The sequence below is a fragment of the Mesorhizobium sp. WSM3626 genome (assembly GCF_000513935.1).
GTDB classification, from domain to species: Bacteria; Pseudomonadota; Alphaproteobacteria; order Rhizobiales; family Rhizobiaceae; genus Mesorhizobium; species Mesorhizobium salmacidum.
The window spans coordinates 44,274-64,742 of sequence record NZ_AZUY01000035.1 but is presented as its reverse complement, the minus strand read 5'-3'; the positions used below and the strand labels follow the sequence as shown (position 1 = coordinate 64,742).

At 61.9% G+C, this 20,469-nt stretch carries 14 protein-coding genes; 11 read left to right on the top strand and 3 right to left on the bottom strand.

Going from position 1 to position 20,469, the window contains the following annotated elements; translation table 11 throughout:
• From M653_RS01000000133165 to M653_RS0121875, 3 genes are all read left to right on the top strand, one after another.
• A partial coding sequence (locus M653_RS01000000133165; protein ID WP_245262264.1) for an Ig-like domain-containing protein occupies window positions 1–2,070 on the top strand: 2,070 nt, incomplete at its 5' end.
• Between the two features lie 211 nt (window positions 2,071–2,281).
• Complete coding sequence (locus tag M653_RS0121880) at window positions 2,282–3,955, top strand: type I secretion system permease/ATPase (RefSeq protein ID WP_245262263.1); 1,674 nt, start codon at window positions 2,282–2,284, stop codon at window positions 3,953–3,955.
• A gap of 19 nt (window positions 3,956–3,974) precedes the next feature.
• Window positions 3,975–5,312, top strand: coding sequence for an HlyD family type I secretion periplasmic adaptor subunit (locus tag M653_RS0121875; protein WP_027145271.1), 1,338 nt, complete (start codon window positions 3,975–3,977; stop codon window positions 5,310–5,312).
• 155 nt (window positions 5,313–5,467) lie between these two features.
• Here the strand turns inward: M653_RS0121875 and M653_RS0121870 are convergent, their stop codons facing one another.
• Window positions 5,468–5,935, bottom strand: a complete 468-nt coding sequence (locus M653_RS0121870; protein ID WP_027145270.1) for a metallophosphoesterase family protein — start codon at window positions 5,933–5,935, stop codon at window positions 5,468–5,470.
• A gap of 10 nt (window positions 5,936–5,945) precedes the next feature.
• Window positions 5,946–6,854 carry a ribonuclease Z gene (locus M653_RS0121865; RefSeq protein WP_027145269.1) on the bottom strand — a complete coding sequence of 303 codons (909 nt, stop codon included), beginning with the start codon at window positions 6,852–6,854 and terminating at the stop codon, window positions 5,946–5,948.
• Between the two features lie 849 nt (window positions 6,855–7,703).
• On the opposite strand from M653_RS0121865, the gene M653_RS0121855 reads away from it, so the two are divergent.
• Window positions 7,704–8,468 (top strand): DeoR/GlpR family DNA-binding transcription regulator, encoded by a 765-nt coding sequence (locus M653_RS0121855; RefSeq protein ID WP_156938243.1) that lies wholly within the window; start codon window positions 7,704–7,706, stop codon window positions 8,466–8,468.
• Between the two features lie 82 nt (window positions 8,469–8,550).
• Window positions 8,551–11,028 carry an FAD-dependent oxidoreductase gene (locus M653_RS0121850; RefSeq protein ID WP_027145266.1) on the top strand — a complete coding sequence of 826 codons (2,478 nt, stop codon included), beginning with the start codon at window positions 8,551–8,553 and terminating at the stop codon, window positions 11,026–11,028.
• Here M653_RS0121850 and M653_RS0121845 read toward each other — a convergent pair.
• Window positions 11,025–11,894, bottom strand: coding sequence for a LysR substrate-binding domain-containing protein (locus tag M653_RS0121845; RefSeq protein ID WP_027145265.1), 870 nt, complete (start codon window positions 11,892–11,894; stop codon window positions 11,025–11,027). The genes M653_RS0121850 and M653_RS0121845 overlap by 4 nt on opposite strands.
• A 150-nt stretch (window positions 11,895–12,044) precedes the next feature.
• On the opposite strand from M653_RS0121845, the gene M653_RS0121840 reads away from it, so the two are divergent.
• From M653_RS0121840 to M653_RS0121815, 6 genes are all read left to right on the top strand, one after another.
• Window positions 12,045–13,754: a Na/Pi cotransporter family protein gene (locus M653_RS0121840; protein ID WP_027145264.1), complete on the top strand. Its 1,710-nt coding sequence runs from the start codon at window positions 12,045–12,047 to the stop codon at window positions 13,752–13,754.
• Between the two features lie 140 nt (window positions 13,755–13,894).
• On the top strand, window positions 13,895–15,094 hold the full coding sequence (locus M653_RS0121835) for a 2-aminoethylphosphonate--pyruvate transaminase (protein ID WP_027145263.1): 1,200 nt from the start codon (window positions 13,895–13,897) through the stop codon (window positions 15,092–15,094).
• 23 nt (window positions 15,095–15,117) lie between these two features.
• Complete coding sequence (gene phnA / locus M653_RS0121830; protein WP_027145262.1) at window positions 15,118–16,377, top strand: phosphonoacetate hydrolase; 1,260 nt, start codon at window positions 15,118–15,120, stop codon at window positions 16,375–16,377.
• A gap of 139 nt (window positions 16,378–16,516) precedes the next feature.
• A complete protein-coding gene (gene phnY, locus M653_RS0121825) occupies window positions 16,517–17,974 on the top strand; it encodes a phosphonoacetaldehyde dehydrogenase (RefSeq protein WP_027145261.1) in 1,458 nt (485 codons plus the stop codon).
• Window positions 17,975–18,046: 72 nt separating this feature from the next.
• On the top strand, window positions 18,047–19,405 hold the full coding sequence (locus M653_RS0121820; protein ID WP_027145260.1) for an aspartate aminotransferase family protein: 1,359 nt from the start codon (window positions 18,047–18,049) through the stop codon (window positions 19,403–19,405).
• A 2-nt stretch (window positions 19,406–19,407) separates the two neighbouring features.
• Window positions 19,408–20,418: an NAD(P)-dependent oxidoreductase gene (locus M653_RS0121815; RefSeq protein ID WP_027145259.1), complete on the top strand. Its 1,011-nt coding sequence runs from the start codon at window positions 19,408–19,410 to the stop codon at window positions 20,416–20,418.
• Window positions 20,419–20,469 lie beyond the last annotated feature (51 nt).

The following is a 20,469-nucleotide window of genomic DNA, read 5'->3' as shown; positions in this document are numbered from 1 at the left end:
ACAGTGGGCGACCACATCACCAACGACACCTCACTGACGATCAACGGAACGGCGGAGGCCAACAGCACGGTCACGGTGTTCCAGAACGGCGTGTCCATCGGCACGGCGTTGGCGGATGGCAGCGGCAACTGGAGCAAAATTGATAGCAACGTTCTGGTGAACGGCACCACATATCAGTTCACGGCGACGCAGACTGACGTGGCCGGCAACACCAGTGCCGTCTCGGCCAGCTACGCGGCTATCATCGACACCACCACACCCACAGTAAGTTCAATTGTATTCTTAACACCTAACCCGGATGCCAGTGGCTACACGGACGTCAGTATCACGTTCTCAGAAGCGGTAAGCAACTTCGATGCCAGCGACCTTCAATGGCAAACTAACGGTTCTGGATCCCCAGTAACACTCAGCGCCACCTCTACCCCCGTGAAGGTCATATCCCTGACAACAGCGGACAACATCCACTGGGCCCTTCAACTCGATTATTCTGGTGGCAGTTCGAGTGGGAAAGATAACGGAAGGTTGATTGTCACAGCGTCCTACACCGACATTTCCGGTAATATTGGGGCAACAGCTCAAACCTCATCGACGAATGAGAAAGTGGCCCCTGCGGGGGTTGCGGGGCAGCTTATTAATCTTGCTCTAACAGATCCGGGAACTGTGCATGGTGACATTGCAGTAACAGTTGCGGGCGTTCCGCTGGGTTGGAGCCTGAGCGAAGGCGTTGACAACGGCGACGGTTCTTGGACGGTGCAGACTAACAACATCGCCACTCTCTCTATCATCTCGCCCGACGGCTACACTGGTGCTCTAACGCTCAATATCACTGAATACTGGACGAATGCCGACGGCAGCATGGCCAATGTTTTGATCGCCGACAATGTCGAGGCCTACGCGCCGGGCTCGCCGATCTTCGCCTGGTCGGGCGACGACGTGCTCACCGGCTCCAGCGGCAACGATCTGTTCGTCTTCTCGCAACCGATCGGCGCCGACACAGTGCACAATTTCGATGCGGCGGCCGACCAGATCGATCTCATCGGCTATAACGGATTGGCGGATTTCGCCGACCTCCAGACGCATATCGCCGATGACGCCCACGGCAATGCGGTGATAACGCTCGGCGATGGACAGTCGATCACGTTGGACGGCGTCCACTCGAGCGCGCTGACTGGAAGCAATTTCGTCTTCGACCAGACACCGGTGGTCAACAATTCGGGCACCATGACGATCGGCGACGGCGCTCTGCTGCCGCTGAGCGGCATAGTCAACAACAGCGGCCTCATCTCGCTCGACTCGGCCGGCGGCGATACGCTGCTGCAGGTCATCCAGCATGGGGTGACCCTGCAAGGCGGCGGACAGATTGACCTGTCCGACAGTGCCTTCAACGTCATCTCCGGCACCGGTCCGGACGTCTCGCTGACCAATATAGACAACACGATCTCGGGCGCCGGCCAGCTGGGCGATGGTATGCTCGGCCTCGACAACAGGGGCACCATCATCGCTTCGGGCACCAACGCCCTGGTCATCGACACCGGCGGCAGCGTCGTCATCAACTCCGGCACGCTTGAGGCAACCGGTTCGGGCGGCTTGATCGTCGCCGGCGGGATCGCGAATTCCGGCATGCTCTCGGCCAACGGCGGCAACATCGTCATCCACGGTGAAGTCACCGGCGACGGCGATGCCACGATCGGCAACCTGTCGAAGCTGGAATTCGGCGCAGCGTCGTCGACGGATGTCACCTTCGCGCAGAACGCGGCCGGCACGCTGGAACTCGACGATTCCTTCGACTACAGCGGACGGATCGGCGGCATCACCAACGACGACAAGCTGGACCTCAACGATGTCTTGTTCGGCACCGGCACGACGGTTGCCTATCAGGCCAGCCAGGACGGCAGCGGCGGCACGTTGACGGTCTCCGACGGCGCCCACAATGCCACGCTGCATTTGCTCGGCACCTATGATGCAAACAGCTTCAAGCTTGCCGATGATGGCGAAGGCCATACCGTCGTTACCTACAATCCGGAGTTCACTTTGACGGGCGTAGCCGGGGGGACGAGCGAGTTCCTGTGACGGGAAGAGAGCGAGCCCGCAATCACGCGCGGCTCGCCCGGTTTCTGCGCCGGCCGAGCGTTTAGCTTACGAATTAAGGTTTACGGAAGCTTTACGTGCGCATCGGGTGGCCCGTTGAAGGATCGGGAGTAGTATCGGGTTCGGGCATGCATTTTGGACAGGGGGCGGTTCTCCGCTAGGTATTTTGGGTCTCGACAGCAAATCCAAGGTGGTGAGGGAAGCGCTTCGCGCCTGCGGCCGTTATTTCCTGTTTGCGGCGGCGTTCAGCCTGGCGATCAATCTGCTTTATCTCGCATCCCCGCTCTACATGCTGCAGATCTACGACCGGGTGGTCACCAGCGGCAGCGAGACCACGCTGGTGATGCTCACCCTGGTGTTGCTTGCCGCTTTCCTGGCTCTTGCCGGCCTCGACCTTGTGCGCGCCGCCATCCTGACACGCGCCAGCGCGCGGCTCGACCGGCTGCTTTCGGCAAAGATCCTCGCCGCGTCCGTCGAAACTCCGTCGCCCGGCTCCTCGCCCAGCCAGCCAATCCGCGACTTCGATACGTTCAGGCAGGTCATCACCGGCAGCGGCATCCACGCCCTGTTCGACCTGCCATGGTCGCCCATCTATATCGGCATCATCTTCCTGCTGCATCCGTGGCTCGGCTTCTTCGCATTGGGCTGCTCGTTGCTCTTGATAGGCATGGCCGTGCTCAACGAGTATCTCGTGCGCTCGCCGCTAAAGCAGGCCAACGAGCTGGCGACGAACAACTATAACTTCACCGAAATGAGCCTCAGGAACTCGGAAGTCGTTCGCGCCATGGGGATGATCGACGGTCTCATCCGCCGCTGGGGCCGCGACCGCAACCTGGCACTGCGGCGCCAGGCGGAGGCAAGCGACCGTGCCGCCCTGATGTCGGGCCTGATCCGCTTCCTGCGGCTCACCATGCAATCGCTGATCCTCGGCCTCGGCGCGTATCTGGTCATCGAAAGGCAGATTACCGGCGGCACCATGTTTGCGGCGAGTCTCCTGCTGGGCAGGGGGTTGCAGCCTGTCGAGCAGATCGTCGGCCTCTGGCGCAGCCTGATCCTGGCTCGGGCAGCGTTTGCAAGGGTCGAGAAGCTGGTCGACGGGGGCGCTCGGAACGAACGAGCGTTCAACCTGCCCAAGCCCAGCGGCACGATCTCCGTCGAGCAGGTAAGCTTTGCAATTCAAAGCCAGCAGAAAGTGCTTCTGCGCGACGTGTCGTTTCGGTTGGAGGCTGGCGAGGCGCTCGGAATCGTTGGCCCTTCCGGCGCCGGCAAGTCTACCCTGGCGCGCCACCTTGCCGGCGTCATGCAACCCAGCCGCGGCACAGTCAGGCTGGATGGTGCCGACCTGTCGCAATGGGGGCACGACGCACTCGGTGATCACATTGGCTACCTGCCGCAGGATATCGAACTCTTCTCCGATACGATCGCGGCCAACATCGGCCGCTTCAAGACCAATGTCGACCAGGAGGTGATCGATGCCGCGCGGCTCGCCGGCGTGCACGAGATGATCATTCGCCTGCCGCAGGGTTACGAGACTCAGATCGGCGAAGGCGGCGCAGTGCTGTCGGGAGGATACCGGCAACGGATCGCTCTTGCCCGGGCGGTGTTCGGAACGCCAAAACTGATCATTCTCGATGAGCCGAGCTCCAATCTAGACGCTGATGGCGACCGCGCGCTGACTGACTGCGCGATTGAGCTGAAGCGCCGCGGCAGCACGGTGATCATCGTCTCGCACCGGCCCTCGACCTTGGCGAATGTCGACAAGATCCTGCTGTTGCGCGATGGCGCCGTCGACGCCTTCGGGGTGAGAAACGAGATTGTGGCGCTGCTCAACCAGCGCGCGGCTCCAATCGCGGTGGCGACCCAATGAACTGTGGTCGGAGAGTTCGATGAGTGACAGCGCCCTCACTTACCATAGCCTGCCCGGCGAGGCCGGCATCCCGGCTCCGGATTCCATCCGGGTGCCGGCCTATATCGGTCTGCTGATCATAATGGCCTTTTTCGGAATTTTCGGCGGCTGGGCAGCTTTTGCCCCTCTGAACGGCGCCGTGCTCGCCGACGCCATCGTCAAGGTGGAAGGCAATCGAAAGAGCGTACAGCATTTCGACGGCGGTACGGTGAGAGAGATCCGGGTAAAGGATGGCGACGTCGTCAGGAAAGGCGACATAATGCTGAAGCTGGACGACACCAGGACCCGGTCCGAATTCAATCTCTATGCCCAGCAATATGCGCTCTTGCGCGCGACCGATGCTAGGATCAGGGCCGAACTGGACGGCAGCGAGGCTGTTGCCTTCCCCGAGGACACTCTCAAAGAGCACGAGGACTACCTCAAGGATGCGATGGCCAATCAGATCGCCGATCTGGAAACCCAGCGTGCCTCGATGGCCGGCGCCAAACAGATACTCGAGCGTCGCATTGCTGAGCTCGAGGAGCAGATACGGGGCAAGCAGTCTCGGGTCGAATCCTACCAGGCTCAGCTCAAGTCGACGATCGAGGAGAAGGCCAGCCTGTCGAAGCTGCTCAAGGCCGGATTGACGACCCGGCCACGCATCCTGGAACTGGAAAGGTCCGCCTCGGATTTGCAAGGCCTGATCGACGATAACCTCGGCGCAATCGGCGGCAGCCAACAGAGCAAAGCCGAACTCGAGAGCCAGATCGCCCAATTGACCAATGAGCGTCGGACCAAGCTGTCGGCCATGCTGATCGATACGCAATCGAATCTTTCCGACCTCGTACCCAAGATGTTCGCCGCCCGGGCTGCCATGGACCGGGCCGAAGTGCGCGCGCCCTATGATGGCCAAGTGATGGATCTCAGCGTCTTTTCGATCGGTGCGATCGTGGCGCCGGGCCAGACCATCCTCGACATCGTGCCGACCGAGAACTCGCTGATCGTCCAGGCACAGGTTCGCGTCGAGGATATATCGAACCTGCGGCCCAACATGGCCGCCGAAGTTCGCTTCACATCATACAAGCAGCGTTCGATACCCACAATTCATGGACGCGTCACCCGCATTTCGGCGGATCGCATTACCGACACCAAAACCGGCTTTCCCTATTACCTCGCGGACATAGCGGTCGATCCAGTGGAATTGGCCGCGGCCTCACAGATCGCGCTTTATCCGGGCATGCCGGCGTCAGTCATGATCGTTACCGACCAACGCACGGCACTCGACTACATTTTAGGCCCGCTGGTTGTGTCGTTCCACTCAGCGTTTCGCCAGAAATGACGGAGCAGTCCACCACCGCCCGCGGCGAGAACTCCCGCTAACCAGTCCTGAAAAATGCTTCTCTCCGCGTTGCGGCGCGCCTGGCCATCTTGTGATAAATCCAGGAGACAGTCGGATATAGGCGCGGACGTATATTAAGTGTGCGCTGAATTGGCTCAGCCGTTTACCAAGCTCCGCATCGAGGGCTGTATGCCGCCCCGAGTAATGTCGACCGTCGCAAGGGTGACAGGCAGCTTGAACCGTCGTGGGCCAGCGCTGCCCGGATTCAAATAAAGCACGCCATCCACTGTCTCCATCCTCGGCACATGCGAGTGACCGGACACGATCAAATCGATGCCCTGGACAACCGGATCGATCTGCAGCGTCTTGAGATCATGAAGCACGTAGATTGCTCGCCCGGCGAGGCGTACGAGCTTGGTTTCTGCGTATTCCACAGCCCACCCACCGGTGTCCACGTTACCTCTGATTGCGGTAACCGGTGCGATACCGCGAAGCGCTGTGATGATCTCGGGGCGGCCGATGTCTCCCCCATGAATGATGTGGTCGACCCCGGCCAGGCAACGCACCGCCTCCGGCCTCAGCAAGCCGTGCGTATCCGAGATGATGCCAATTCTGAACGTCATACCTCTGTCACTAGACGGTGAGGGTCGTGAAATCCGTTGCGATAAGGCTGTTCGTAAATGTCCGGACGGCTTCCGCCAGAATTTCTTCGTCGCGATAGCGGCCGGAGATGTGCGTAAGAACGAGCTGCTTTACCTCACTGGTCACTGCCAGCGAAGCTGCCTCCGCAGCTGTCAGATGTCCGTAGTCGCGCGCCATCGTTGCATCTCGTTCCAGGAATGTGGCTTCGATGACCAGCAGGTCGGCGCCGCTCACCTGGTCGGCCAATCCATCGGTGGTTTCGACGTCGCCTACAATGACCAGTTTCTTGCCGGCTTCGGGTGGTCCGAGGACGGCTTCGGGAGCAATCATTCTGCCGTCGGGGAGAGAAATTGGGCGGCCTTCGGCCAAGTCCTTCCGGATCGGACCGTCTGGCACGCCCAGAGCTGCCAAGCGGTCCGGACGGAGATGACGGCGCGCCGGCGTCTCGAAGATGAAGCCGTAGCTGTCGGTGTCGCGATGGCGCACTTGAAAGCAATCGACCGTGAACTCATCCACCTCGAACACGCGTCCGGGGACAAGCGGCACGAGTTGCAGCGGGATCGGCGCGCGTCCCTCACCCCAAAGGCCAGCGAGCATGCGGGCGACGACGTCGAGGGTGTCGGCGCTGCCATGAATGATTACAAGGTCCTCGCTATGCCGAAGCCGAAGCGTCGAGAACAAGCCTGGAATCCCGAGCACGTGGTCGAGATGCGCGTGCGTGAGGAGCAGGCGATCAAGTCGCCTGAATCCGGCGCCGCTACGCAGAAGCTGACGCTGGGTGCCTTCCCCGCAATCGACCAGCACCCGCTGACTGCCGGCTTCAACGAGCAGCGCCGGGTGATTGCGCTCGGCCGAGGGCACGCTGGCCGAGGTGCCAAGCAAGATAAGCCTGAAGGTCATGCGAGCAGTCTACCTCGCGGGCAACGAGACCTCAAAGCGGGCGAAAGAGCGGTCCTGGATAGACTTCGCGTAGCCGGCTTGGCGCCGGAGATCTGGACATTGTGCATGGTGCTCTGGACATCGTTGGCGACCTCGATCTGTCCAAGCTTCACTGTCGGAATTCGACGAAGCGCGATTTCGTATCTGCGCATACCGGCCACAAGCCCATTTGGCATGCTGGTCCAATCTCAATGGGACAGCATTGCCGCAACCTGGTTTCTCGTCCGCTCCTCTTGTGAGGCACTGAAAAAAGGGAAAACAGCCATGGCATCAGCCAAAAAAAGGCCTCTACCAAAGGCCTGAACGAACTCGTCGTCGACACTTTGTAGGACATCTATTTTCGCCGAGAAGACGATTCTCTCCACCTTGCCGAAGAGCAATAGCACAAACCCCGGACCTCAAAGTGCATCGATGACGGTACTTTTCAAGACGGGAGCGAGCATGTCGCCGGGTGGCGAGAGGTTGAAATCGTCCGATTGATCCCGATAGTCGAGGGAAAAAGGCTTTTCCCTTAATCGACTGCCTGGCGAAATCTCAAATATATTTTCTGATCGATTTTCCCTTTAAAATAAAAAGCCTAATTTTTCAGCGGCCACGCGGCGTCAACGTCCTCGGTAGAGAAAAATCGCCTTCAGATGATGTTTCAGTGCGGACGGTTTAGCTAGCCTAAGATGGCTCTCACGAAATCTTTGGCGGCGTTGAAGTTGTGTTTTAGATTTCGGTGGCGGTTGCCTCGGCTCTCGGCCACTGCCACATATTACAACATCAAGGTCACGTGAGGGTCCAGTGTCTCCCGAGAACAGTCAGCAGATGCGCGTGCTCGCCACGCGGCGACACGATGAGATCCTGAAGCGCCTCAGCGCCCAAGGTTCCGTTAGCATTGCCGAACTTGCCGGGTTCTTCGATGTCTCGCGCGAAACCATCCGCCGCGACCTGAAGCTGCTGTCGGATAAGGGACAGCTCGGCATCGTGCATGGCGGCGCCGCCCGTTTCGAGCCGAGTGAGCCGGCAATGAACTTGCGCAGCCGAGAAAATGCCCGGGGCAAGGCCGCGATCGGCAGGGCGGCCGCAGGACTCATCCACAACGGCATGGTGGTTTTCCTCGATTCCGGCACCACGACGCTGGCCGTCGCGCAAGCCATGAGCGACCTGCGCGATCTCACCATCTGTACGGCCAGCCTGCCGATTGCGCTTCACCTGTGCCACATTCCAGGCATGCGCGTGCATATGCTGGGTGGCGAAATCGATCCCGGCGAGGAAGCGGCCGCCGGCATCGACATGCCCGAGGCAATGGCGCGCTTTCGCGTCGACATCGCCTTCCTCGGCGGTGGCGCACTCTCGCCCGACGGCGAAGTGACCGATTTCACCCGCGCGGGCGCCGAACAGCGCGGACGGATGATCGCGCTCGCAGCCAAAACCTACTTCGTTCTCGACAGCAGCAAGTTCGCAAAACTGACGCCGCTCAGGATCCCGAACTTCCAGCGCGCCGCCGGCTTGATCGTCGATGCGAAGCCGCAGGCTGATATCGCGGAAGCGGTGGTGCGCAAAGGACCTGAACTGATGGTTGCATCTTAATGTGATATTTTGTGGCATTATGTGTTGATATTTGGGATTCGCCTGCTATGATCCAGCCGGTGTCAAAACGGCAGGATGTCCCATGGCAAACGAATTCCCCACGCAAGCGCGCGTCGTCATTGTCGGCGGCGGCATCACCGGCTGTTCGGTCGCCTATCATCTCACCAAGCTCGGCTGGACCGATGTCGTGTTGCTCGAGCAAGGCCAACTCAGCGGCGGCACCACCTGGCATGCCGCCGGCCTTGTCGGGCAATTGCGCAGCCATGCCAACATGACCAGCCTGATCCGATATTCGACCCAGCTCTACAGTGAACTGGAGTCCGAGACCGGTCTTGCCACCGGCTGGAAGAATTGCGGCTCGCTGTCGGTGGCGCGCACATCAGACCGTATGACAGTGCTGAAGCGTACGGCCGCGTCGGCGCGTGCTCAAGGGGTGGAGATCGATGTTATTTCGCCGAAAGAGGCGGCCGATCTGTGGCCGGTGATGGCGACGGACGATCTGGTCGGCGCCGTCTGGCTGCCGGGAGACGGCAAGGCCATTCCGACGGACTTGACACAGTCGCTCGCCAAGGGCGCGCGCAACGGCGGTGCGAAAGTTTTCGAGCGGGTGAAGGTCACCGGGATCACGGTAAAAAACGGCGTTGCCTGCGGCGTTGAGACGGACCGTGGCGACATCGCCGCAGAGATCGTCGTCAACTGCGCCGGCCAATGGGCGCGCAAGGTCGGGTTGATGTGTGGCGTATCGGTGCCGCTGCATTCGGCCGAGCATATGTACATCGTCACCGGCAGGATCGAGGGCGTGCATCCGGACCTGCCTGTCATGCGTGACCCTGATGGTTTCATCTACTTCAAGGAAGAGGTCGGCGGCCTGGTGATGGGCGGCTTCGAGCCGCATGCCAAACCGTGGGGCATGAACGGCATCCCGGAAAATTTCGAGTTCGCGCTGCTGCCCGACGATTGGGACCAGTTCGAGATACTGATGGAAAACGCGCTTGTCCGCGTGCCGCAATTGGCGCAGGCCGAGGTGAAGAAATTCTACAACGGCCCGGAAAGCTTCACGCCCGACAACAATTTTCTCCTCGGCGAGACGCCGGAGCTGAAAAATTTCTATGTCGGCGCCGGCTTCAACTCGATGGGCATCGCCAGCGCCGGCGGCGCGGGTAGGGCGCTGGCCGAATGGATCGTCAACAGCGCACCGACCATGGATTTGTGGCCGGTCGATATCAGGCGCTTCGCCTCCTTCAACAACAATCCGCGCTGGCTGCATGACCGCGTCAAGGAGACGCTCGGCCTGCACTACGCCATGCCCTGGCCGAACCGCGAACTCGACACCGCACGGCCCTTCCGCCGCTCGCCGCTCTATGACCGGCTTGCCGCCAAGGGCGCCTGCTTCGGCTCCAAAATGGGCTGGGAGCGCGCCAACTGGTTTGCCGCTCCAGGAGAGAAAGCCGAGAACGACTACGCCTTAGGCTGCCAGAACTGGCATGGGGCGGTCAGACGCGAGATGAAGGCGACGCGTGAAGCCGTCGCCATTTTCGACCAGACTTCCTTCGCCAAGCTTCTCGTCCAGGGCCGCGATGCCTGCGCCGTGCTCAACCGCATCTGCGCCGGCAATGTCGACGTACCGGTCGGTGCGTCCGTTTACACAGGCGTGCTCAATGCCCGTGGCGGCTACGAAAGCGATCTCACCGTGATGCGGCTGGGCGCGGAAAAATTCCTCATCGTCACCGGTTCCGCACAAGCGGTGCACGATGCCGACTGGATCGTGAAGAACACCCCTGCTGGCGCCCATGCCATCCTGACCGACGTCACCTCGTCCTACGCGGTGCTGGCGTTGATGGGGCCGCGATCGCGCGATGTGCTGGGCAAACTGTCCTCGGCTGATCTTTCCAACGCCGGCTTCCCTTTTGCCACCATCCGCGAGATCGATATCGGCTACGCCACTGCTTATGCCAATCGAATGACCTATGTCGGGGAACTCGGCTGGGAACTGATCGTGCCGACCGAATTCGCCGTCGGCGTCTATGAGGCGCTGCATGAGGCCGGTCACGAATTCGGCTTGACCGATGCCGGTTACTACGCGCTCGATGCCTTGCGCATCGAAAAGGGTTTTCGCGCCTGGGGTCGTGAATTGACGCCTGATATCAACCCCTGGCAGGCCGGGCTTGGCTTCGCTGTCGCGATGGACAAGCCTGATGGCTTCATCGGCCACGAAGCGCTGGTCGAGGTAAAGCCGTCAGCGGCACCGGTTAGGCGCATCGTGCTGTTCACGCTCGATGATGCCGAACCAATGCTTTGGGGCGGTGAACTGATCCTGCGCGACGGCAAACCGGTCGGCGAGGTCCGCTCGGCGGCATACGGCCACACGCTTGGCCGTTCGGTGGCGCTCGGCTTGATCGAGAACGAGACCGGCGTCGACGCAGCGTTTCTCACCGGCGGCCGGTTCGAGATCGACCTAGCTGGTGATCGCCATGCCGCGACACCGCATTTGCGCAGCCCCTACGATCCGAAGTCGGAGCGGGTGAAGGCCGATGTGGTGGAGATAAGGGTCGCAGCTTAATCCACCGACATCGAGCGCGCCATGTCGAGAAAGGCGCGCACGAGTTTGCCGCCGCTGCGTTCTCGCAAGCAGATCAGCGCCTCGTCCATCAGCGTCTCAGGCGCTTCGATGGCGATCGGGACGAGCCGCGAATCCTGGCCGAATTCAGCCGCCGAGACGAAGCCGATGCCAGCGCCCGAGGCGACGATTTCGCGGACGGCTTCGCGGCCTTCGGCCTCGATCACGGGCCTCAGTTCAATCTTTGAAGCGGCTGCGAGGTCTTCGAGCTTCTGACGCGTCTTCGACCCGCGCTCGCGCATGACCAGTGATTCCTGCGCGAGCTGCTTGAGGGTCAGCGATTTGCTCGCGGCCAGCGGATGGTCGACGGAGGCGAAGGCGATGATCGGCGTCGAGTTGAGTTTCAAGACCTCGAAATCGCGCCCGGTCGGCACCTCGCCCAGCACGCCGATGTCGGCGTCGTAGCTGAAGAGGCTGCTGATCACCGTCTCGGTGTTGCCGGCTCGCACCGAAACCTGGACGCCCGGATAGCGGGCCCGGAAGCTGCCCAGGATGTGCAACAGATGATGCGCCGCATCGGCGACGATGCGCAGCGTGCCGGAGCGCAGCGCGCGCGACTCCGTCAGCAACTCGAGCGCCTGCTGCTCGGTGTCGAACATGCGGTGGGTTATTTCGAGCAGCTTCTGGCCCGAATGGGTCAGCGTCACCTGCTTTTTGTTGCGGTTGAACAGCAGCACATCATACTCTTCCTCGAGCTTGCGGACCTGGTCGGATATCGCCGGCTGGGTCAGGAACAGCGCTTCTGCAGCCCGCGAAAAGCCACCTGAGATTGCCACCTGGTGAAAGGCCCGAAGCTGAACATAGCGCATTTCCCGTGCCTCCGAGATGCCAAGATAGACAGCAGATTACCATAAGGTATAGTAACTGAAAGATCGAAACGAACGATTTGACTTATGTTTAGCCGAGCCTCAGCCTGAATGAGGTCGACGTCTTGCGGCCATGAATACCGGAGGCGCGCCATGCAATTTTCAATCATCCTGCTGCATCTGGCGGGTGCCGTCATGCTCCTGCTCTGGGCTGTGCGCATGGTGCGTACAGGCGCCGAGCGGGCCTGCGGTCCGGCGTTGCGCGGTGCCTTGAGACAGGCGCGCAACGCCCGGATCAGGTCAGCGGGCGCCGGCACCGTGCTCGCCGTGCTGCTGCAGAGTTCCACCGCCGTCGCCATGCTGGCTGCCGGATTTGCCGCGAGCGGCATGATCTCGGTGTCGGCCGGGCTGGCGATCCTGCTTGGTGCCGACCTTGGTTCGGCACTGGTCGTGCAGGTGCTGTCCTTCGACCTCAATTGGTTGGTGCCGGCGTTGATCCTGGTCGGCGGCGCGATGGCCCTGAAGTTCGAGGCGCGCGGTATCAAGCAAGGCGGGCGCATTCTGATGGGTGTGGCGTTTGTTCTGCTGTCGTTGCACATGATCGGGGAGGCGACCGCGCCGATGCGGCAGAGCGCATTGCTGCCCCTGGTGATCTCCTATTTGCGCGCCGATTACTTCACCGCCTTTGCCGCCGCTGCCCTGTTCACATGGCTGATCCATTCCAGCGTAGCGGCGATCCTGTTGTTCGTGACGCTGGCCGCGCAAGGCGTCTTGCCGGTCGAGGTCGGTCTGTTCTTCATCCTCGGCGCCAATTGCGGCGGTGCACTGATTGCGGTGTGGCTGACGCGCGGCGAACCTGTCGAGGCGCGCCGTGTCCCGCTCGGCAATCTGATCTTCCGTGGCGCGGCGGCACTCGCCGCTCTGTTTGTGCTTCAGGTCGTGATGTTTCCGACGCATTCGTTCGGCGCAACCGAGGGCCGGCAACTGGTCAATCTGCACCTCGCCTTCAATCTGGCACTGGTCGTCTGTTGCTTGCCCTTCACCGGCACAATGGAAAAGTTGGTCACGCTGTTGATTGCCGACAGGCCGGCGGCGAAGGTGAAGGAGGGCAGGGATCTTCTCATGTCGCGCCGAACCAGTGCGCTTGACCGCACCGTCATGCGCACGCCAGGTCTGGCGCTGGCAAGCGCGACCCGCGAGTTGCTGCGCATGGGCGAGGTCGTCGAGGTGATGCTTCGACCCGTGATGGATTTCTTCGATGCCGGCACCACAGACCAGATCCGCAAGGCGCAGAAGCTCGATGACGACGTCAACCGCGCGCACACCGAGATCAAGCTCTACATTGCCGAAGTCAATCGCGGCAGCATGACCGCGGCCGAGGCCCAGCGCGGCGTAGAACTCACCGATTTCGCCATCAATCTCGAACGCGCCGGCGATATCGTCGCCAAGAACCTGCTCGTGCTTACCCAGGAGCTGCGCGACAAGAATCTGCGCTTTTCACGCGCCGGCTGGAGCGAACTGGCCGGGCTTCACAACCGTGTCATGGCCAACATGCAGCTTGCGCTCAACGTGCTGGTGTCGAGCGATCTTGTTTCGGCGCGGCAACTCGTCGTCGAGAAGGAGCGGATGCGCAAGCCGGAACGCATGAGCCATGACCGTCACCTCAAGCGCCTGCAATCGGGAATGACGCAAAGCGTCGATACCAGCGACATCCATTTGGAGGCGGTCAGGGCGCTGAAGGAAATCAACTCGCTGATGGCCTCGGTCGCCTATCCCCTGCTGACGCAAAGCGGCGATCTGCTTGAGAGCCGGCTGGCGAGAAGCGGTGAGGCCGCGGACTCAATAGCTGCCGCGCTGGCCTGACGGGAGGCATTCGCCGCTCGCGAGCTGCAATTGTTACCATCGTAATAATCGATATGTCGATACAAAATAACGATTTTACAAATATATCGTTCGGACCAAGAATTAGGCGACATCGAAAAGCAGATCTTGCGGAGGACAATATGCTCGCCGAGACGAAATTTGCCGCGGAGCCGCTGGCCAGCCCGGCGCTGGGTGAGCCGTATCTGCTCACCCCGGGACCGCTCACCACGGCTTATTCGGTCAAACAGGCTATGCTGCGGGACTGGGGGTCCTGGGACGGCGACTTCCGCGCCATGACATCAGACATGCGCCGCCGCTTGTTGGCGCTGACCGGCGATGCGCGTGGCGAGTTCGATTGCGTGCCGATGCAAGGCAGCGGTTCCTTCTGCGTCGAAGCGATGCTGGGTTCGTTCGTGCCCAGGGACGGCAAGGTTCTGGTTCTGGCCAACGGCGCCTATGGCCTGCGCGCCGCGCAGACCATGCAGTATCTCGGCCGAGCCTACACGCTGATCGACAAGGGCGACTACCTGCCACCGCGCGGCGACGAAGTGGCGGCAGCACTTGAGGCCGACGGCGCCATCACGCATGTGATCGCGATCCATTGCGAGACAAGTTCCGGCATCCTCAATCCCGTCGCCGAGATTGCTGAAGTCGTATACGCCAAGGGCCGCAAGCTGCTGGTTGATTCCATGAGCGCCTTCGGTGCCATCCCACTCGACGTTAACGAGATCCGTTACGAGGCGATGGTCTCGTCCGCCAACAAATGCATCGAGGGCGTGCCGGGCTTCGGCTTCATCATCGCCCGCAAGAGCGAGTTCGAGGCCGCCAAGGGCCGCAGCCACTCGCTGTCACTCGACGTCCACGCGCAGTGGGCGCACATGAACAAGACAGGCCAGTGGCGCTACACGCCGCCGACGCATGTGGTCGCCGCCTTCCTCGAAGCGTTGCGCCAGCACGAGGGCGAGGGCGGCGTTGCCGGCCGTGGCGCCCGCTACACCAGGAACCGCGACGTCATGGTGGCCGGCATGCGTGAGCTCGGTTTTGAGACATTGCTGAAAGATCGCTGGCTGTCGCCGATCATTGTCACCTTCTTCAACCCGGCCCACGCCAACTTCGCCTTCGATCGGTTCTACGACCTGATGAAGGACAAGGGCTTCATCATTTATCCAGGCAAGCTGACCGCCGTCGATAGCTTCCGCGTCGGCTGCATCGGCCAGATGGACGAACATGTCATGCGCCGCGTCGTCGAGGCGGCGGCTTTCTCGTTGAATGAAATGGGCGTCGACACCGCCGCTCCACCCGCCGCGGCAATCGCCGAGCGCGCCAAACTCGCCGCCTGAAGCGGCAGATTTCGAGGATTTCGATGAACCAGATGTCTCCCATCAATGTCGCTGTCAATGGCCGCACCTACGCCTGGCCGCGCGTGCCGGCCATCGCCATCTGCCTTGACGGCTGCGAGCCAGCCTATCTCGACGAGGCAATCCATGCCGGGCTGATGCCGGCCCTAGTCAGGATCAAGGAGAAGGGCACGGTGCGCTTTGCACACTCGGTCATCCCGAGCTTCACCAATCCCAACAATCTGTCGATCGCCACCGGCCGCCCGCCATCAGTGCACGGCATCTGCGGCAACTATCTCTACGAGCGCGAGACCGGCAAGGAAGTGATGATGAACGACCCGCGCTTCCTGCGTGCGCCGACCATTTTCCAGGCCTTCTACGATGCCGGCGCCAAGGTGGCGGTGGTCACCGCCAAAGACAAGCTGCGTGCGCTGCTCGGCAAGGGGCTTGCTTTCGATGAAGGCCGGGCGCTGTGTTTCTCGGCCGAAAAGTCGGACACCACCACCAAGGCCGAGCACGGCATCGACAATGCGTCGAAGCATTTCGGGCTGCCGGTGCCGGAGGTTTATTCGGCCGAACTGTCGGAATTCGTCTTCGCCGCCGGCGTCCAGTTGCTGAAGGAGTTCCGCCCCGACATCATGTACCTGACGACCACCGACTATGTGCAGCACAAATACGCGCCCGGCGTGCCGCAGGCCAACGCCTTCTACGAGATGTTCGACAAGTACCTGACCGAGCTTGATGCGCTGGGCGCTGCGATCGTCGTTACCGCCGACCACGGCATGAAGCCCAAGCACAAGGCGGACGGTTCGCCCGACGTTGTGTATGTCCAGGACCTGCTCGATGAGTGGCTGGGCAAGGACGCCGCGCGCGTCATCCTGCCGATCACCGATCCCTATGTCGTGCATCACGGCGCGCTTGGCTCGTTTGCCACCGCCTATCTGCCTGATGGCGCCGATCAGGCCGGCATCATGGCGCGGCTGGCCAAGGTCGACGGCATCATGCTGGTCGTCGACAGCCCGACGGCCTGCGAGCGCTTCGAACTGCCGGTCGACCGGATCGGCGACATCGTGCTGATCTCGACTGAAAACAGGACGATCGGCACCAGTGAACACCGCCATGATCTGGCGGCGCTCAACGAACCGCTACGCTCCCATGGCGGCCTGACTGAGCAGGAAGTGCCTTTCATCGTCAATCGCGTGCTGCCGGACCTGCCGAACGAACCGATCTTGCGCAACTTCGATGCCTTCTACTACGCCACCATGGCGGCGGCGCTGGCGGGCTGAGTGCCACTGTCGACCTCCACTCCGCCTCGCTTCGCTCGGCACCTCTCCCCCGTCGATCGGGGGAGAAGTGGCCCGAAGGGCCCGAGTGGGGGTCGATCCTCCGCCGCGCCGCGTCCAAGAATCTGCTGGAGCAGAGCACATGACCAAGCTTGACCCTGCCATCAAAGTTCGCCACGAGCCGATGCGCATCGCCGGCAAGGAAGTCGATGCCGACGGCGTCGTCGAGGTGCGCTACCCCTGGAACGACACCGTAATCGGGACAGTGCCGGCTGGCCGCGCCGAGCATGCGCGCCAGGCGTTCGAGATCGCTGCCGGCTATAAGTCCAAACTGACCCGCTACGAGCGCCAGCAGATACTGTTCCGTACAGCTGAAGCGCTGGCGTCGCGCCGGGAAGAAATATCCGATCTCATCACGCTGGAACTCGGCATCTCCAAGACCGACTCGCTCTATGAAGTCGGCCGCGCCTATGACGTTTTCACGCTGTCGGCGCAAATGTGCATCCAGGATGACGGCCAGATATTCTCCTGCGATCTCACCCCGCATGGCAAGGCGCGCAAGATCTTCACCACCCGTGAGCCGCTGAAGGCGATCTCGGCGATCACGCCCTTCAACCATCCGCTCAACATGGTCTCGCACAAGGTGGCGCCGGCGATTGCCACCAACAATTGCGTGGTGGTGAAGCCGACCGAGCTGACGCCGATGACGGCGCTGCTGTTGGCCGACATCCTCTACGAAGCCGGCCTGCCGCCGGAAATGCTGTCGGTGGTGACCGGCTGGCCGGCCGACATTGGCAACGAGATGATCACCAACGAGAATATCGACCTGATCACCTTCACCGGTGGTGTGCCGGTAGGCAAGATGATCGCCCGCACGGCCGGCTACAAGCGTCAGGTGCTCGAACTCGGCGGCAACGATCCGCTGATTGTCCTCAACGACCTCTCCGACGCCGATCTGGCCAAGGCAGCCGATCTCGCCGTTGCGGGTGCCACGAAAAACTCCGGCCAGCGCTGCACCGCGGTCAAGCGCATCCTCGTCCAGGAAAGCGTCGCCGATCGCTTTGTGCCGCTGGTGCTTGAGCGGGCGAAGAAGATCCGTTTCGGCGACCCGATGGATCGTTCGACCGACCTCGGCACTGTCGTGCATGAGAAGGCGGCGGCGCTGTTCGAGGCGCGTGTCCATATGGCCGCCGAGCAGGGCGCCGACATTCTCTACAATCCGGGCCGGCAAGGCGCGCTGCTGCCGCCGATCGTCGTCGATCGCGTTCTGCACAAATCCGAACTGGTGATGGAAGAAACCTTCGGACCGATCATTCCGATCGTGCGCGCGCCGGACGATGACGAGGCGCTGATCGCACTCTCCAACTCGACCGCCTTCGGCCTGTCGTCGGGCGTCTGCACCAATTCCTTCCCCCGTATGCAGAAATACATCGCCGGTCTACAGGTCGGCACGGTCAACATCTGGGAAGTGCCGGGCTACCGCATCGAGATGTCGCCGTTCGGCGGCATCAAGGACAGCGGCAATGGCTACAAGGAAGGCGTCGTCGAAGCGATGAAGAGCTACACCAATGTGAAGACATTTTCGCTGCCCTGGTCCTGACCGGACCATAGCAACCGGCAGACCAACCGAGGGGGCATTTCACGCTCCCTCATTCGCGTTGCGGAGACCATGATGGCCACGATATCTGAGCTTGTGCATACCGAGGGCGATTCCAACACCACAGCGGCGCGCGGCCGCTGGGACGCAAGCCAGGACGATCCGCGGATCCGTCGCCTGCTCGATCGCGATGCTGCCGCCTTCATGCATCAGAGCCTGTCCAGTCCCTGCCTGTCGACGATCGCCAAGGCTGAAGGCATCTGGATCGAGGACACCGCCGGCCGCCGCTTCATGGATTTCCACGGCAACAGCGTGCATCACCTTGGTTACGGCCATCCAAGGTTGGTCGCCGCGATCAAGAAGCAGCTCGACGAGCTCTGCTTCGCGCCGCGCCGCTTCACCTGCGAGCCCGCTGTCGACTTGGCCGAAAAGCTGGCAGCACTTGCGCCCGGTGATCTCGGCAAGGTGCTGTTCACTACTGGCGGCTCGGACGCCATTGAGGTGGCGCTGAAGATCGCGCGCGCCGCGACTGGCCGCTTCAAGACAGTATCGTTCTGGGATGCCTTTCACGGCGCCGGCTTCGGGGCGGCGAGTGTCGGCGGCGAGGCGACCTTCCGCTCCCACATCGCCGGACCCATGATGACCGGCACCGAGCACGTCGCGCCCTGGGACGGCTATCGGTGCCCGTACGGCCACGATTCGCTGGAAGCATCCGGGCTCGCCTGCGCCAACATGCTCGCTTACGTGCTCGGCCGCGAACAGGACGTGGCGGCGGTCGTCGCCGAGCCGATGCGGGCGACGCCCAACCCGCCGCCGCCCGGCTTCTGGAAACGGGTACGCGAGGCCTGCGACCGGCACGGCACACTGCTGATCTTCGATGAGATCCCGACCGGCCTTGGCAAGACCGGAAAGTTCTTTGCCCACGAGCATGATGGCGTAACGCCCGACATCGTCGTTCTCGGCAAGTCTCTCGGCGGCGGCATCCTGCCGATCGCCGCCGTCATCGCGCGCCGCGACCTCGACGTCACCGGCGGCTTTGCCATCGGTCACTACACCCATGAGAAGAACCCGGTGACGACGCGCGCGGCGCTGACGACGATCGACATCATCCTGGAGGAAGGACTGGTCGATCGTTCGGCCGAGCTTGGCCAACATATGCTGGGACGCATGCAAGACCTGATGACACGCTCGCCCCATGTCGGCGACGTCAGGGGCAGGGGGCTCATGGTCGGTGTCGAACTGGTCGAGGACCGCATTACGCGCCAGCCCGCGCGCGATCTCGCCGAGAGGGTCTTCTATACCTGCCTGGAGCAGGGCCTGAGCTTCAAGGTCAGCCAGGGCAATGTGCTGACGCTGTCGCCGCCGCTGGTCATTTCGAAGACTGATCTCGACCGCGCTCTCGATAGTGTCGAGCGCGCCGTGCTGGCCGCCTGATCGTGAAAGCCATCCGCACCGATCGGGAACTTGAGTGTCCAGAGATCGACGCCGGCCTGCGGGCAAGAGGTGTCGATCTGGTGACGCTGCCCGACGGCATTCCCGAAGCTGACCTGATCCAAGCTGTCACCGACGCCGATCTTCTGCTGATGTGCTACACGCCGATTACCGCACGGGTGATCGAGGCGGCTTCCAGATTGAAGGGCATCGTCAAATATGGCGTCGGCGTCGACGCCATCGACATCCCTGCCGCGATGCGGCGCGGCATCCCTGTCGTCAACGTACCGGAATATGCCGAGGAAACCGTCGCCGAAGGCGCCTTCGCCCTGATGATCGCGCTGGCCAAGCGGCTGCCGGCGATTACGTCCGCAATGTCGCGCGACGGCTGGATCTGGCCCGAGCAGCTCTGGCTGGGGCGAGACATTTCCGGCGCCACGCTGGGGTTAGTCGGCTGCGGCAAGATCGGCCGCAGCATGGCGCGCATGGCCGGGCAGGGATTTCGCGCCCGGGTTCTTGGTTTTGATCCCGGTGTCGATGCCGCAACCATGCATGCCGCCGGCGTCGAGAAGGCCGATAATCTCCGCGCCATGCTGCGGGCCTGCGACTTCATTTCCCTGCATTGTGTGCTGAATGACAAGACACGCGGACTGATCGGCAAAGCAGAGCTCGCCTGCCTGAAGCCGTCCGCCATCATCATCAACGTCTCGCGCGGCGCGCTTATCGATGAGCGGGCGCTTGTCGAGGCGGTCGTTGCCGGGCGCATCGGTGGCGTAGGGCTCGACGTTTATTCGGCGGAGCCGCTCTCCAAGTCGGACCATCCGATGCGCGCGCTTTTCGATCGCGACAACGTGATCCTTTTTCCGCATCTCACCTTCTTCACGCATGAGGCGATGCGCAGGCTCGAGGACGACACGCTGGCGCGCTGTTTCGAGATCCTCGAGGGCCGGCCAGTGATCATCCGCTCGCAGGATCCGCGTTTGCGGGCTCAGACATCGGGCGTCTTATTCGGCTGATAACGGATATATTTCCAATCAGATCGTCTACTCCGCGCAGCCGCGACCGCA

Excerpts from the sequence above, each read along its gene's own strand:
- M653_RS0121845 (WP_027145265.1), bottom strand. The coding sequence starts at position 11,894 with ATGCGCTATGTTCAGCTTCGGGCCTTTCACCAGGTGGCAATCTCAGGT.
- M653_RS0121840 (WP_027145264.1), top strand. The coding sequence starts at position 12,045 with ATGCAATTTTCAATCATCCTGCTGCATCTGGCGGGTGCCGTCATGCTC.
- M653_RS0121850 (WP_027145266.1), top strand. The coding sequence starts at position 8,551 with ATGGCAAACGAATTCCCCACGCAAGCGCGCGTCGTCATTGTCGGCGGC.
- M653_RS0121855 (WP_156938243.1), top strand. The coding sequence starts at position 7,704 with ATGCGCGTGCTCGCCACGCGGCGACACGATGAGATCCTGAAGCGCCTC.
- M653_RS0121820 (WP_027145260.1), top strand. The coding sequence starts at position 18,047 with ATGGCCACGATATCTGAGCTTGTGCATACCGAGGGCGATTCCAACACC.
- M653_RS0121865 (WP_027145269.1), bottom strand. The coding sequence starts at position 6,854 with ATGACCTTCAGGCTTATCTTGCTTGGCACCTCGGCCAGCGTGCCCTCG.
- phnA (WP_027145262.1), top strand. The coding sequence starts at position 15,118 with ATGAACCAGATGTCTCCCATCAATGTCGCTGTCAATGGCCGCACCTAC.
- phnY (WP_027145261.1), top strand. The coding sequence starts at position 16,517 with ATGACCAAGCTTGACCCTGCCATCAAAGTTCGCCACGAGCCGATGCGC.
- M653_RS0121870 (WP_027145270.1), bottom strand. The coding sequence starts at position 5,935 with ATGACGTTCAGAATTGGCATCATCTCGGATACGCACGGCTTGCTGAGG.
- M653_RS0121875 (WP_027145271.1), top strand. The coding sequence starts at position 3,975 with ATGAGTGACAGCGCCCTCACTTACCATAGCCTGCCCGGCGAGGCCGGC.
- M653_RS0121835 (WP_027145263.1), top strand. The coding sequence starts at position 13,895 with ATGCTCGCCGAGACGAAATTTGCCGCGGAGCCGCTGGCCAGCCCGGCG.